A 14063-nucleotide genomic window follows, 5' to 3' on the forward strand; every position below is an offset into this window, starting at 1 on the left:
GGACTCCTTCAGACTCCTGGCGACTCCGCACCGCCCGCCGTGCCGTGAGCGGTCGGCTCGCTGGTGAGAGGCGCGATGTCGGCGAGCGGCGGCTCGCTGGTGAGGGGGGCGGCGTGAGCGAGGGGGGGCTCGCTCGTGAGCGGAACGTCGCAGGCGAACGGCGGCTCGCTGGTGAGCGGAACCTCGTGTGCGAGCGGGCAGGCACTCGCGGCAGGTTTGGACGGGCCGGGAACCTGGCCGGGAACCTGTTTGGACAGGGCGGAGAGCAGCAGGTGTGCGGATGCGGCCACTTCGATCACTCCAAGCTGACATGAGGGGTCACAGCAGCCCTACCCAACGGGCGGGACCGCAGACGTACACGATCGGCCGACGTGTTCCGTGTCACATTCGCCTGCCTGTCATCAGGTGCCTCCGATCATTCACCACGCACGGCAAAAAGGGCACAACGGCCACGCACATTGACACTCCGACGGTGGTGGTGGTGGGCTCGAAACCGACCGGAATGGCAGGGGAGACCGAGGGGAGACGGCCGTGCGGCTCGGAGCCAGGAGGCGTACGGCGGCAGCCGTCGCGGTTGCCGTCATCGGCGGTCTGCTCGGCAGCGCGTCAGGCGCGCACGGCGCGACCCTCCATCCGCAGGAACCCGGCTCCCCGGCCGGCACCTCACAGGACCCCGAGGACTCCGCCGGGACCACCCCGTCCGTGTGGCCGCGCCCGCAGTCGCTGCGCGCCCAGGGAGAGGCGGTACGGCTGGGCGACGAGGCGACCGTCGTCGCCGACCCCTCCTCCGACCCGTACGCGGTCGAACTCCTCGAGGAGCGGCTGCGCGCCTCGGGCGTACGCACCGTGCACACCGGTCTTCCCGGCCACGGCCCCGTGGTGTTCGTCGGCGGCGGCGATGCCGCGTCGGCGCTGCGCTCCCTGCGCGCGCCGGAGCGCGCCGACCTCCCGTCCGGCGGGTACCGCCTCGCCGTGGGCCGGGTCGCGGGCCGGGACACGATCGCGCTCGACGGCGTCGGCGAGGACGGCCTCTTCCACGGCGTGCAGACCCTGCGCCAACTGGTGGACGGCAAGGGGTCCGTGGCGGGCGTCGTCGTACGCGACTGGCCGGCGACGGCGCTGCGCGGCATGACGGAAGGGTTCTACGGAGAGCCCTGGAACCCCGAGCAGCGGCTGGCGCAGCTCGACTTCATGGGACGTACCAAGCAGAACCGCTATCTGTACGCGCCCGGTGACGACCCGTTCCGGCAGGCCCGTTGGCGCGACCCGTATCCGGCGGCCCAGCGGGCGGAGTTCCGTGAGCTGGCGGATCGGGCGCGCCGCAACCACGTCACCCTCGCCTGGGCCGTCGCGCCGGCACAGTCGATGTGCCTGGCCGACGCGGGGGACGTGAAGGCGCTCACCCGCAAGATCGACGCCATGTGGGCACTCGGTTTCCGCTCCTTCCAGCTGCAGTTCCAGGACGTGAGCTACAGCGAGTGGCACTGCTCCAAGGACGAGGAGACCTTCGGTTCCGGACCCGAGGCAGCGGCCGAGGCGCACGCGCGGGTGGCGGGACAGGTCGCCCGTCATCTGGCGGAACGGCACCCGGAGGCGGAACCGCTGTCCGTGATGCCGACCGAGTTCTACCAGGAGGGCGCCACCGACTACCGGAGCGCTCTCGCGGAGCAGCTGGACGGCACGGTCCGCGTGGCGTGGACCGGGGTGGGCGTGGTGCCGCGGACCATCACCGGCCGCGAACTGGCGGGCGCACGGGACGCCTTCGAGCATCCGCTGGTCACCATGGACAACTATCCGGTCAACGACTACGCGCAGGACCGGCTGTTCCTCGGCCCGTACACCGGCCGGGAGCCGGCCGTGGCGACCGGCTCCGCCGCGCTGCTCACCAATGCGATGGAGCAGGCAGCCGCGTCCCGCATCCCGCTGTTCACCGCCGCCGACTACGCCTGGAACCCCAAGGGTTACCGGCCCCAGGAGTCCTGGCGGGCCGCGCTCGACGATCTGGCCGGCGGCGACGCCGAGGCTCTCGAGGCGCTGCGCGCACTCGCGGGGAACGACGCGTCCTCGATCCTGGACCCCGACGGCGAGTCCGCCTATCTGCGGCCGCTGCTGAACGAGTTCTGGCGTTCGCGCTCCACGGCCGACAGCAAGGCCAGGGATCGCGCCGCGACCGCACTGCGGGCGGCCTTCACGGTCATGCGCGAGGCTCCGGACCGGCTCATGGACACGGCGGACGGCCGGCTCGTGGCCGAAACGCGCCCATGGCTGACCCAGTTGGCCAGATACGGGCAGGCGGGCGAACTCGCGGTGGACATGCTCCAGGCGCAGGGCCGGGGCGACGGCGAGGCCGCTTGGCGTGCCTCGCTGGCACTGGAGCCGCTGCACACGGACACGGCCCGGAGCCGGGCCACCGTGGGCAAGGGTGTGCTGACCCCGTTCCTGGACCGGGCCGTGAAGGAGTCACAGGCGTGGACGGGCGCCGCCCAGGCGACGGCCGGCGGGCGGGGGGAGGACGTCGTGCACCTGGCACGGCCCCGGCCGCTGGCGGCCGTGACCGCCATGACCGCGCCCATGACCGGCTCGCCCCGGTCAGCGGAGTCCGCGGGCCGGCTCGAGGTGCATGTTCCCGGTGAGGGCTGGCGGTCTCTGGGGCCGCTGTCGGCCGGGGGCTGGACGCAGGCCGACGCCAAGGGGCTGCGGGTGGACGCCGTACGCGTCACCACCGGCAGCGGCGACCGGCCGGCCGTGCGCTCCCTGGTGCCCTGGTTCGCGGACGGACCGGCGGCCGGCCTGGACCTCGAACGCGAGACGACCGACGCCGAGATCGGCGGCGGGCCGCAGCGCACCGGCGTCCGGCTGACCGCACAGCGCCCGGGCGAGGTGCGCGGCGAGCTCACCGCGAAGGCACCGGCGGGCATCAAGGTCAGCGTCCCGAAGGAGACGACTGTGCCGCGCGGGGTGCGCACCACGGTGCCGGTGGAGGTCACGGTCCCCGAGGACACCCCTGCGGGCGAGTACCGGGTGCCGTTCTCCTTCGCCGGGCAGGAGCGCACTCTGACCGTGCGCGCCTTCCCCGCGACCGCGGGCGGTGACCTGGCGCGTCAGCCGGGAGCGAGGGCGTCCTCGTCCGGTGACGAGACGGCCGACTTCCCCGCCGCCGCCGCGATCGACGGCGACAGCGGGAGCCGCTGGTCGTCGCCGGCGGGCCCGAGCGCCTGGTGGCAGGTGGAGCTCGCCCGCCCGGCGCGGGTGGGACAGGTGGCGGTCCACTGGCAGGACGCGTACGCGACGCGCTACCGGATACAGGTCTCCGCCGACGGCAGGATCTGGCGCACGGCGGCGACGGTCACGGACGGCGCGGGTGGCCGGGAGTCGGTCCGCATGGACGCGAAGGACACGCGCTTCATCCGGGTGCAGGGGGACGAGCGGGCGACGGAGTTCGGGTACTCGCTGTTCACCGTGGAGGCGTACGCGGTCGCACCGGCCGCCGACTGACGGCCGGCCCCGCGCGGGGCCGGCGGCGCGACCGGGCCGGGTCGCGCCGCCGTCAGGTGTTCACGCGGAGATGCCGTCGATGCGGGTGATCGCGTCGTCCGCTCCGTACGGCTGGAGATAGGGCAGCCACCGTGGGTCCCGGTGCCCCGTTCCGATGATGCGCCACGCGAGCCCGCTCGGCGGGGCCGGCTGCTGGTGCAGCCGCCAGCCGAGCTCCCGCAGGTGCCGGTCGGCCTTGACGTGGTTGCAGCGGCGGCACGCGGCCACCACGTTGTCCCAGGCGTGCTGCCCCCCGCGACTGCGCGGTACGACATGGTCGACGCTGGTTGCGACGCCACCGCAGTACATGCAACGCCCGCCGTCGCGGGCGAAGAGCGCTTTGCGGGTAAGAGGAACGGGCCCCCGGTAGGGGACCCGCACGAACCGTTTGAGTCGCACGACGCTGGGCGCGGCGATCACGCGCGTCGCACTGTGCATGAAGGCGCCGGACTCCTCGAGGCAGAGAGCCTTGTTCTCCAGGACGAGGACGAGCGCGCGGCGGAGCGGTACGACGCCGAGGGGCTCGTACGACGCGTTGAGGACCAGGACGTGCGGCACGGTGGATGCCTCCTTGTACGCCGGCGGCGCGTGGCTCGCGCCGGGACGATCTGTCATCAGTTTCCACTCATCGCCGCTTCCTGCGCCACCACGTATGCGTAACGGGCTCGAGGTGTTTTCCGCCACAGGGCCGGTGTCCGGTTCCGCGTGCGGCCCGGCGCCCTTGGCGCAGGCCTGCCGGGGCGTCCGGTGAGCCTCGTCTCCCGGCCGCCGGAAGGCCCCGAAGAGGGCCGGACCCCCGGTTAGTGTTGTTGGTCTGCCATCGCAAGCCTGGAGGTTCCTCCCGTGACCGCCTTCTGGTCGTCCGCCCTGCTGAAAGCCGGCCCCTCCTCGGGCCCTGTCACGCTCGACGAGGCCGCGCAGCGCGCGGAGAACGCGGCCGGCTGGGTGGAGGAGAACTGGTCCACCTGGCTGAACACCGGACTGCGCATCGCGCTGATCCTCGTGGTGGCGCTGGTGCTGCGGATGCTGGTGCGGCGGGCGCTCACGAAGCTGATCGCGCGGATGAACCGCTCCGCGCAGGCCGTCGAGGGCACGGCGCTGGGTGGTCTGCTGGTCAACGCCGAGCGGCGCCGACAGCGCTCGGAGGCCATAGGGTCGGTCCTCCGTTCGATCGCGTCGTTCGTGATCCTCGGCACCGCGGGCCTGATGATTCTCGGTGCTTTCAAGATCGATCTGGCGCCGCTCCTCGCCTCCGCCGGTGTGGCGGGCGTCGCGATCGGTTTCGGTGCGCGCAATCTCGTCACCGACTTCCTCTCCGGCGTCTTCATGATGATGGAGGACCAGTACGGGGTCGGGGACTCGGTGGACGCGGGCGTCGCGTCGGGCGAGGTCATCGAGGTGGGGCTGCGCGTCACCAAGCTGCGCGGCGACAACGGCGAGATCTGGTACGTGCGCAACGGCGAGATCAAGCGCATCGGCAACCTCAGCCAGGGCTGGGCCACAGCGGCCGTCGACGTCACGGTCCGCTCCTGTGAGGATCTGGACCACGTCAAGTCCGTCATCGGCGAGGTCGCGGACGACCTGGCGAAGGCGGAGCCGTGGAACGAGCAGCTGTGGGGGCCCGTCGAGACGCTGGGCCTCACCGAGGTGCTGCTGGACTCGATGACGTTCCGGGTCTCCGCGAAGACGATGCCCGGCAAGGCGCTGGGCGTGGAGCGGGAGGTGCGCTGGCGGATCAAGCGCGCGTTCGACTCGGCGGGCATCCGGATCGTCGGCGGGCTGCCGCAGCAGGCGGAGCAGGCCGCGGCGGACCCGACCGCCGGGATGTCGGCCCCTTCGGCCTTCGCGTCGGAGCGGTCCCCGCAGTCGATCGCGGCTTCGCCGATAGCCCCGCCGGCGAACCTCTCGAAGTAGCCGGCCGCCGCTCGCGGATGAACGGGCCTGGGTGATCAGTCGGGCAAGAGGCCCGCACGAGACGCCCCCTTGGGTAACGCTTTGGTTGCCCGGGGGGCGTTTGCCATTGACGGGTGCCTGACCTGCGTCCTACTTTCGTTCCACGCAATAGGAAACTTTCCTAACAGTGCAGGTCGAACGGCGGGCCGGTTCTCGGACCCGGCCCGACGGCCGGGTCCGAGAGGCAGGTGCAACCGACGTGGCCGGAAACACGCCCGGTACTCCGCGCGTTCTGCGCGCCATGAACGACCGTGCCGCGCTCGATCTGCTGCTGGAGCACGGCCCCCTGTCCAGGACCAGGATCGGCAAGCTCACCGGCTTGTCCAAGCCCACCGCCTCGCAGTTGCTGGCCAGGCTGGAGGCCGCGGGACTCGTCCTCGTCACCGGCACCACTGAGGGGCGGCCCGGCCCCAGCGCCCAGCTGTACGCGCTCAACGGGCGCGTGGCCCACGCCGCGGGTCTCGACGTCACCCCCGAGCGCATCCGCGCGGCCGTCGCCGACATCACCGGCCGGGCCGTCGGCGAGTTCGAGCTGCCCACGCCGGGTCGGCGGGCCGACAGCGTCGTACGGCAGGTGACCGACGCCCTCGACGGGGCGGTCAAGGCCGCCGGACTGACCCGCGCGGACGTCCACCGCCTCGTCATCGGCACCCCCGGCGCCTTCGACCCGTCCACCGGTCGGCTTCGCTACGCGTCGCACCTGCCCGGCTGGCACTCCCCCACCCTGCTCGACGAACTGGCGGCCGCGCTCGTGATGCCGGTCGAGTACGAGAACGACGTGAACCTCGTCGCCGTCGCCGAGCAGCGCCTCGGCGCCGCCCAGGGCCACGAGAACTTCGTACTGCTCTGGAACGAGGACGGCCTCGGTGCCGCCGTGGTCATCGGCGGCCGGGTGCACCGCGGCTTCACCGGCGGCGCGGGCGAGGTCGGCTTCCTCCCGGTGCCCGGCACCCCGCTGGTCCGCCAGGTGACCAAGGCGAACAGCGGCGGTTTCCAGGAGCTGGCCGGCGCCCAGGCGCTCCCCCGGCTGGCCCGCGAGCTGGGTCTCGGCGCCGAGGAGATCGGCAGCGGCCCGCACGCCGAGGTCGCGACCGCCCTGGTGGCAAGGGCCGCCGAGGTCGACTCGGGGCCGTACGGGCGACTGCTCGACGCGTACGCGACGGGCCTCGCGACCGGTCTGGCTTCCATGGTGGCCGTGCTCGACCCGGAGCTGGTCGTCCTCTCCGGCGAGGCCATCACAGCCGGCGGCGAGCCGCTGCGGGCGCGTGTCCAGGCAGAGCTGACCGAACTCGCCGCGTCCCGGCCTCGTCTCGTGCTCGGAGCCGTACGCGGGCATCCGGTCCTGCGCGGCGCGCTGGAGAGCGCGCTGGCCACCACCCGCGACGAGGTGTTCGACACCTCCCGCTGACCGTACGACCCCGTACCCGCTTCTCCCCTTCCCCCGACCCGTCCTTGTCACAGGGAGACACCGCCATGCCCAGAAACAACCGGACCGCGGTAGTCGCGCTCGCCGCGACCGCCGCGATATCGCTTCTCGCAACGGCCTGTACGGGATCCGCGGACAGCGGTGCCGCGGACGACCCGAACGCGCGGACCACGCTCACCTTCTGGCACGGCTGGTCCGCGCCGAGCGAGGTCGCGGCGATCGAGGCGAACATCGCGTCCTTCGAGAAGGCGCACCCGAACATCGAGGTCAAGACCGTCAAGGGCATCACCGACGACAAGCTCAACCAGGCCCTGCGCGCGGGCGGTTCGAACGCACCCGACGTCGTCTCCTCCTTCACCACCGACAACGTCGGCCGGTTCTGCTCCACCAACGCGCTGGCCGATCTGAAGCCCTTCTTCGAGAAGTCGGGCATCGACCCGGCGAAGACCTTCCTGCCGCAGATGGCCAAGTACACGGAGCACGACGGGAAGCGGTGCGCCGTGCCGCTGCTGGGCGACGCCTACGGGCTCTACTACAACAAGAAGGCGTTCGAGGAGGCCGGCATCACCGAGCCCCCGAAGACGCTCTCGGAGTTCGACGAGGCCGCCAAGAAGCTCACCAAGGTCAAGGGCGACGGCTACGAGCAGCTCGGCTTCATGCCGGCCTTCCAGGGCTACGAGACCACCTTCGAGCACTACGCCTCGCAGTTCGGCGTCCAGTACTTCGACGCCGAAGGCAAATCCAACCTGGCGAACGACCCGGCCGCCAGAGCCCTGTTCACCTGGCAGAAGAACCTCGCCGACGAACTCGGCGGCTACAAGAAGCTGGAGAAGTTCCGCACCGGGCTCGGCGACGAGTGGGGCCCCAAGCACCCCTTCCACACCGGCCAGGTCGCCATGCAGCTCGACGGCGAGTGGCGCGGCAAGATGGCCAGGGACGCCGGCCTGGACTTCGAGATCGGCGCGGCCCCCTTCCCGGTCCCCGACGACCAGGTCGCCGACTACGGCAAGGGCTATCTCGCGGGCACCATCCTCGGCATCGCGAACGTGAGCGAGAAGCAGAACGCTGCCTGGGAGCTGGTGAAGTACCTCTCCACCGACACCGAGGCGGTCGTCTCGTTCGCCAACGCCATCCACAACGTGCCCTCCACCGTGGCGGCGCTCAAGTCGCCGAAGCTGAACGACGACCCGCTGTACCGCACGTTCGTGGACATCGCACAGCACCCCAAGAGCGCCCACGCGCCGTCCTCCGTCAACGGCGGCGCGTTCCTGCTCACCGCCCAGGACCTGGGCGTGCGTTACGAGGCCGGCCGTGAGAAGGACCTCGCCACCGGTCTGAGGAAGACCGACGCCCAGGTCGACAAGGACAACGAGCAGGCACGCTGATGGCCGCCACCGCCCTCCGTCCGGAAAGCAGCGCGCTGCGGTCCAGGCGCCGCCGGTCGAATCTGCGCACGCTCGGCTTCCTCTCCCCCTGGCTGGTCGGGTTCGCGGTCTTCTTCGTCTACCCGCTGGTCTCGACCGTCTACTTCTCCTTCATGAAGTACGACGGGTTCGCCCCGCCGACGTGGGTGGGCCTGAAGAACTGGGCGTACGTCTTCGGTGACTACCCCTTCTTCTGGCCGGCGCTGCGCAACACCCTGTGGCTGGTCGCCGTCATGGTGTCGCTGCGGGTCCTGTTCGGCATCGGCATCGGGCTGCTGATCACAAAGATCAAGACGGGAGCGGGGGTCTTCCGGACGCTGTTCTATCTGCCGTACCTGGCGCCGCCGGTGGCCGCGACCATGGCGTTCGTCTTCCTGCTCAACCCCGGTACGGGACCGGTGAACACGATCCTCGAGGGGATCGGGCTGCCTGCCCCCGGTTGGTTCACCGATCCGTCCTGGTCCAAGCCGTCCCTGACGATCCTGGCCCTGTGGGGCATCGGCGACCTGATGGTGATCTTCATGGCGGCGCTGCTCGACGTACCGAAGGAGCAGTACGAGGCGGCGGAGCTGGACGGCGCCCGCTCCTGGCACCGGTTCCGCTACGTCACCCTGCCGAACATCTCTCCCATCGTCCTCTTCGCCGTGGTCACCGGGGTGATCGCGACGATGCAGTACTACACGGAGCCGCTGGTGGCCGCGAAGGTGGCGAGCGGGGTGATCGGCGGTTCCGGGCAGCAGTTCGAGCCCGGATATCCGGACAAGACCACGCTCACCGTCCCGCAGACCGTCTACAACCTCGGGTTCCAGCGCTTCGACACCGGCGCGGCCTGTGTGGTCGCCCTGGTGCTGTTCGCGCTGGCCATGGCGTTCACGGCGTTCCTGATGCGACGGCGTTCCGGCTTCATGTCCGCGGAGGACTGACGATGACCACCATGATCCAGAGCCCTGCCGGGGCCGCCCTCGAGGCGGCGTCGCCCGGCCGGGGCGGCACCGGCGCCCGGCGCGCCGCACGGCGTCGGGCGGCGCTGGAGTGGATCGCGATCCACTCGCTGGCGATCGCCGCAGCGCTGTTCTTCCTGCTGCCGTTCGTGTTCGTGTTCCTGACCGCGGTGATGAGCGACGATCAGGCGCTCACCCGCGAACTGTGGCCGCACACCTGGGAGTGGGGCAACTTCGCGACCGTCTGGAACACCCCCGGATTCCTGACCTGGTGGCGCAACACCCTGCTGTACGCGGGGCTCGGCACCGTCCTCGCCGTCGGTTCCAGCATTCCGGTGGCGTACGCGCTGGCCAAGTTCCGCTTCCGCGGGAGGAATCTGGCGATGATGCTGGTGATCGCGATGATGATGCTGCCGCCGCAGGTCGTCGTCGTTCCGATGTACCTCTTCTGGGCGAAACAGCTGGACCTGGCGGGCACGCTGTGGCCGCTGATCATCCCGTTCGCCTTCGGCAACGCCTTCACCATCTTCCTGCTGCGGCAGTTCCTGCTGACCATCCCGAAGGAGTACACGGAGGCGGCGAGGATCGACGGCTGCGGCGAGTTCCGCACGATGGTGCGGATCGTCCTGCCGATGGCGAAGCCGGCCATCGCGGCGGTGGCGCTGTTCCACTTCTTCTACTGCTGGAACGACTACTTCGGGCCGCAGATCTACGCCTCGGAGAACCCGGCCGCCTGGACCCTGAGCTACGGCCTGGAGTCCTTCAAGGGCGCCCACCAGACCGACTGGAACCTGACCATGGCCGCCACGGTGATGATCATGGCTCCGGTGATCGTGGTCTTCTTCTTCGCACAAAAGGCCTTCATCGAGGGCGTCACACTGACCGGCGTGAAGGGCTAGAGAGGCCAGTTCATGAAGCTCGCTGTCGTGGGGGGCGGTTCCACCTACACCCCCGAACTCATCGACGGTTTCGCGCGGATGCGCGACACCCTCCCGATCGGGGAACTCGTACTGATCGACCCCGCGGCCGACCGGCTCGAACTGGTCGGCGGCCTCGCCCGGCGGATCTTCGCCAAGCAGGGCCACCCGGGGAGGATCGTCACCACCCCGGACATCGACGCGGGAGTCGCCGACGCCGACGCCGTGCTGCTGCAACTGCGCGTGGGCGGCCAGGCAGCCCGCAACCAGGACGAGACCTGGCCGCTGGAGTGCGGCTGCGTCGGACAGGAGACCACCGGCGCGGGCGGCCTGGCCAAGGCGCTGCGGACCGTACCGGTCGTCCTCGACATCGCGGAGCGGGTGCGCCGCGCCAACCCCGGTGCCTGGATCATCGACTTCACCAACCCCGTGGGCATCGTCACCCGCGCGCTGCTCCAGGCGGGTCACAGGGCCGTCGGGCTGTGCAACGTGGCCATCGGCTTCCAGCGGAAGTTCGCCCGGCTGCTCGGCGTCGCACCGGCCGACGTCCACCTCGACCACGTCGGGCTCAACCACCTCACCTGGGAGACCGCTGTCAGGCTCGGCAGTCCGGAGGGCGAGAACGTGCTGCCACGGCTGCTCGCCGAGCACGGTGACGCCGTCGCGGGCGATCTGCGCATGCCGCGGGAACTGGTCGACCGCCTCGGCGTCGTGCCCTCGTACTACCTGCGCTACTACTACGGCCACGACGAGGCCGTACGCGAGATGCGGACCAAGCCGTCCCGTGCCGCGGAGGTCGCGGAGATGGAGAAGCAGCTGCTGGAGATGTACGGCGACCCGGAGCTCGACGAGAAGCCGGCGCTGCTCGCCAAGCGGGGCGGCGCGTTCTACTCGGAGGCCGCCGTGGACCTGGCCGCCTCGCTGCTGGGCGGCGCGGGCTCCCCGTACCAGGTGGTGAACACGTACAACAACGGCACGCTCTCCTTCCTGCCGGACGACGCCGTCATCGAGGTGCAGGCGGCCGTCGGCACCAAGGGGGCGGCACCACTGCCGGTGGGCGAACTCGACCCGCTGTACGCGGGCCTGATCGCCAACGTGACCGCTTACGAGGACCTGGCGCTCGAGGCCGCGCTGCGCGGCGGGCGCGACCGGGTCTTCCGGGCGCTGCTGTCCCACCCGCTGGTCGGTCAGTACGAGTACGCGGAGAAACTCACCGAACAGCTGATCGCACACAACCGGGAGCACCTCGCGTGGGCGTGACCGATCCTCACGGGGGCACCGCGGCCGGGCCCCCCGGAACCGTCCTCGCCGTCGACGCGGGGAACAGCAAGACCGACGTGGCCTTCGTCGGCGCCGACGGCTCCGTGCTCGCCTCGAGCCGCGGCCCCGGCTTCCAGCCGCCGAGGGTCGGTGTCGCGGCGGCGATCGACACTCTTGCCGCGACGGTCGAGGAGGCCAGGGCCAGGGGCAACATCACCGGCCGCGTCGAGCATGTGTCCGCGTGTCTCGCCAACGCCGACCTGCCGGTCGAGGAGAGGGAGTTGACGGCAGCCCTGCACGAGCGGGGCTGGGGGCGCACCACACAGGTGCGCAACGACACCTTCGCGATCCTGCGGGCCGGGGTGGACGAGCCCCGCGGGGTGGCCGTCGTGTGCGGCGCGGGCATCAACTGTGTCGGCATGCTGCCCGACGGGCGCACCGCCCGCTTCCCCGCCCTCGGGAAGATCTCCGGGGACTGGGGCGGCGGCGGCGGTCTCGCGGAGGAGGCGCTGTGGTTCGCGGCGCGGGCCGAGGACGGCCGGGGTGAACCGACGGCTCTCGCCGCCGACCTGCCGGCGCACTTCGGCCTGGACTCGGTGTACGCCCTGATCGAGGCACTGCACCTGGGCCGTGTCCCCGCGGGGCGCAGGCACGAGATGACGCCGGTGCTCTTCGCGGCGGGTGCGGACGGCGATCCGGTGGCCCGGTCGCTGGTGCACCGGCAGGCGGAGGAGATCGTGGCGATGGCGGCCGTCGCCCTGGAACGGCTGGGTCTTCTGGACGAGGAGGTACCGGTGCTGCTGGGCGGCAGTGTGCTGGCGGCCCGTCACCCCCAGCTGGACGGCCCCGTACGCGAGTTGCTGGCGGCCAGGGCGCCGAAGGCAGTCGTCGAGGTGGTGACGCAGCCGCCGGTGCTGGGGGCGGCGTTGCTGGGGCTGGACCATGTCGGGGCCCCTGCCGCGGCGAGGACGGCGCTGCGCGCGCACTACGCGTAGGAGGGACACCCGTTCGGGGGGAACCGATCAGGTCCGGGAAACGTATTCATGGTGGGGACGGAACGGGGAAGTCACGGGGAAGGTGAAGTCCGGCGTCCGTCGTCGGTGGCAAGATCGAGTCGATTGTGGTGTGAGACGGTCCCCTGCGGCCATACTGCTGGCCGGGAGTAGTCCCAGGACCCGCCGGGGGGCGGGCCCGACGTCAGCGACCAAGGGGGAGGTCACGTGACACACCCGCCCGATGTGCGCACAGCGCCTCAGCCGGCTCCGGCCCGTGCGCCCGCCGGTCCGCCCGCGGGACGCGGGGCCTGGGCCGAGGGCCGTCGGCGGCTGCGCGCCGCGGCGACGACCGAGCCGGGGCGGCTGCGGATCATCGGCGCCGTCCTGGCGGCGCTGGTGGTGGCGTTCGGCGCGGTGACGGCGTTCGAGATCTCCTCCCGAGCGGCCGCCGCGGACGATGTGGTGAACCGCAGCCAACCGCTCAGCGCCGACGCCGCCTCGATCTACCGCTCGCTCGCCGACGCGGACACGACCGCGTCGAGCGGCTTCCTCGCCGGCGCGGAGGAACCGCCCGCCGTGGCCGACAGGTACGACAAGGACATCGCGCTCGCGTCCCGGCTGCTGATCAAGGCCGCGACGCACACGGACAGTTCGAGCGAGTCGGGCCGTCAGATAGCCAGGCTCAACGAGGCTCTGCCGCAGTACACGGGCCTGGTCGAGACGGCCAGGGCAAACAACCGGCTGGGCCGGCCGCTGGGCGGCGCCTACCTCCGTTTCGCCAACGACCGGATGACCCGGGACCTGCTGCCCGCCGCCCAGAAGCTGTACGAGGCGGAGACGGCACGGCTCCAGCAGGACGACGACGACGCCCGCTTCCGGCCCGTGCTGTCGACGGTGACCGGTGTGGTGGCGATCGGCGCCCTGGTGTGGGCACAGCGGCGCAACTACCGCCGTACGAACCGTGTCTTCAACCACGGCCTGGTCGCGGCGACCGCGGCGTCGACGGTCCTGCTGCTGTGGCTCGCCGTGGGCCACACGGTCACCCGGGCCCAGCTGCACGACGCGAGCGTGCACGGCCGGCAGTCCCTCCAGGTGCTGGGCGACGCGCGGATCAATTCGCTGAAGGCCCGGGCCAACGAGAACCTCACCGTGATCGCGCGGGGCGCTGTACTGACCAACGACGGCAAGAGCGACAAGTACGAGACGGAATACACCGCCGGTATGAAGGCTCTCGGGGAGCAGCTGCACCGGGCGCAGCGGCTGGCGGACGACGCCGCGGGCCGTGGACCGGTCGAGGCCGCCGTCGCGGGTTCCGCCGAGTGGCAGGAGCGCCACAAGGAAGTCGTCAGGACCGACCAGGCCGGTGACTACGACGGCGTGCTCCGCAAGGTCATCGGCGCCAAGGGCTCCACCGGCGAGTCCTTCGACAAGGTGGACGCGGCGCTGGAGCGGGCACTGGCACACGAGCAGCGCGAGTTCGAGGACGCCGCGAACGACGGGCTCGGGGCACTGTCCGGGCTGCCGGTGGGCGCCGCCGCGCTGGGTGTCCTGGGCGCGGCCGCCGCTGTGCTCGGCATCAACCGCAGGCTTTCGGAGTACCGGTGAGAGGGGGA

At 71.4% G+C, this 14063-nt stretch carries 11 protein-coding genes; 9 read left to right on the forward strand and 2 right to left on the reverse strand.

What is annotated here, in order from left to right; all coding sequences use genetic code 11:
* Positions 1-8 precede the first annotated feature (8 nt).
* Positions 9-290: a hypothetical protein gene (locus ACFYV1_RS21040; protein WP_389397035.1), complete on the reverse strand. Its 282-nt coding sequence runs from the start codon at positions 288-290 to the stop codon at positions 9-11.
* Positions 291-531: 241 nt separating this feature from the next.
* On the opposite strand from ACFYV1_RS21040, the gene ACFYV1_RS21045 reads away from it, so the two are divergent.
* Complete coding sequence (locus ACFYV1_RS21045; RefSeq protein ID WP_389397036.1) at positions 532-3495, forward strand: beta-N-acetylglucosaminidase domain-containing protein; 2964 nt, start codon at positions 532-534, stop codon at positions 3493-3495.
* Positions 3496-3555: 60 nt separating this feature from the next.
* Here ACFYV1_RS21045 and ACFYV1_RS21050 read toward each other — a convergent pair whose 3' ends face one another.
* Positions 3556-4092, reverse strand: coding sequence for an HNH endonuclease (locus tag ACFYV1_RS21050; protein ID WP_389397293.1), 537 nt, complete (start codon positions 4090-4092; stop codon positions 3556-3558).
* 285 nt (positions 4093-4377) lie between these two features.
* Here ACFYV1_RS21050 and ACFYV1_RS21055 point away from each other — a divergent pair, with 285 nt between their 5' ends.
* The 8 genes from ACFYV1_RS21055 to ACFYV1_RS21090 all read left to right on the forward strand — a co-directional run bounded on the left by ACFYV1_RS21055 (position 4378) and on the right by ACFYV1_RS21090 (position 14055).
* Complete coding sequence (locus ACFYV1_RS21055) at positions 4378-5448, forward strand: mechanosensitive ion channel family protein (RefSeq protein WP_389397037.1); 1071 nt, start codon at positions 4378-4380, stop codon at positions 5446-5448.
* A gap of 238 nt (positions 5449-5686) precedes the next feature.
* Complete coding sequence (locus ACFYV1_RS21060) at positions 5687-6895, forward strand: ROK family protein (protein ID WP_389397038.1); 1209 nt, start codon at positions 5687-5689, stop codon at positions 6893-6895.
* A gap of 65 nt (positions 6896-6960) precedes the next feature.
* The gene (locus ACFYV1_RS21065) at positions 6961-8298 is read left to right on the forward strand and encodes an ABC transporter substrate-binding protein (RefSeq protein WP_389397039.1); all 1338 of its coding nucleotides are present in this window, start codon (positions 6961-6963) and stop codon (positions 8296-8298) included.
* Positions 8298-9260, forward strand: coding sequence for a carbohydrate ABC transporter permease (locus tag ACFYV1_RS21070; protein WP_389397040.1), 963 nt, complete (start codon positions 8298-8300; stop codon positions 9258-9260). The genes ACFYV1_RS21065 and ACFYV1_RS21070 overlap by 1 nt, the downstream gene beginning before the upstream one ends.
* 11 nt (positions 9261-9271) lie before the next feature.
* A complete protein-coding gene (locus ACFYV1_RS21075) occupies positions 9272-10177 on the forward strand; it encodes a carbohydrate ABC transporter permease (RefSeq protein WP_389397294.1) in 906 nt (301 codons plus the stop codon).
* Positions 10178-10189: 12 nt separating this feature from the next.
* A complete protein-coding gene (locus ACFYV1_RS21080; RefSeq protein WP_389397041.1) occupies positions 10190-11455 on the forward strand; it encodes a 6-phospho-beta-glucosidase in 1266 nt (421 codons plus the stop codon).
* Positions 11452-12450 carry an N-acetylglucosamine kinase gene (locus ACFYV1_RS21085; protein ID WP_389397042.1) on the forward strand — a complete coding sequence of 333 codons (999 nt, stop codon included), beginning with the start codon at positions 11452-11454 and terminating at the stop codon, positions 12448-12450. The genes ACFYV1_RS21080 and ACFYV1_RS21085 overlap by 4 nt, the downstream gene beginning before the upstream one ends.
* 225 nt (positions 12451-12675) lie before the next feature.
* Positions 12676-14055: a hypothetical protein gene (locus ACFYV1_RS21090; protein ID WP_389397043.1), complete on the forward strand. Its 1380-nt coding sequence runs from the start codon at positions 12676-12678 to the stop codon at positions 14053-14055.
* Positions 14056-14063: the final 8 nt, after the last annotated feature.

Origin of the sequence: Streptomyces sp. NPDC003023 (genome assembly GCF_042888225.1) — a bacterium.
GTDB lineage: Bacteria > Actinomycetota > Actinomycetes > Streptomycetales > Streptomycetaceae > Streptomyces.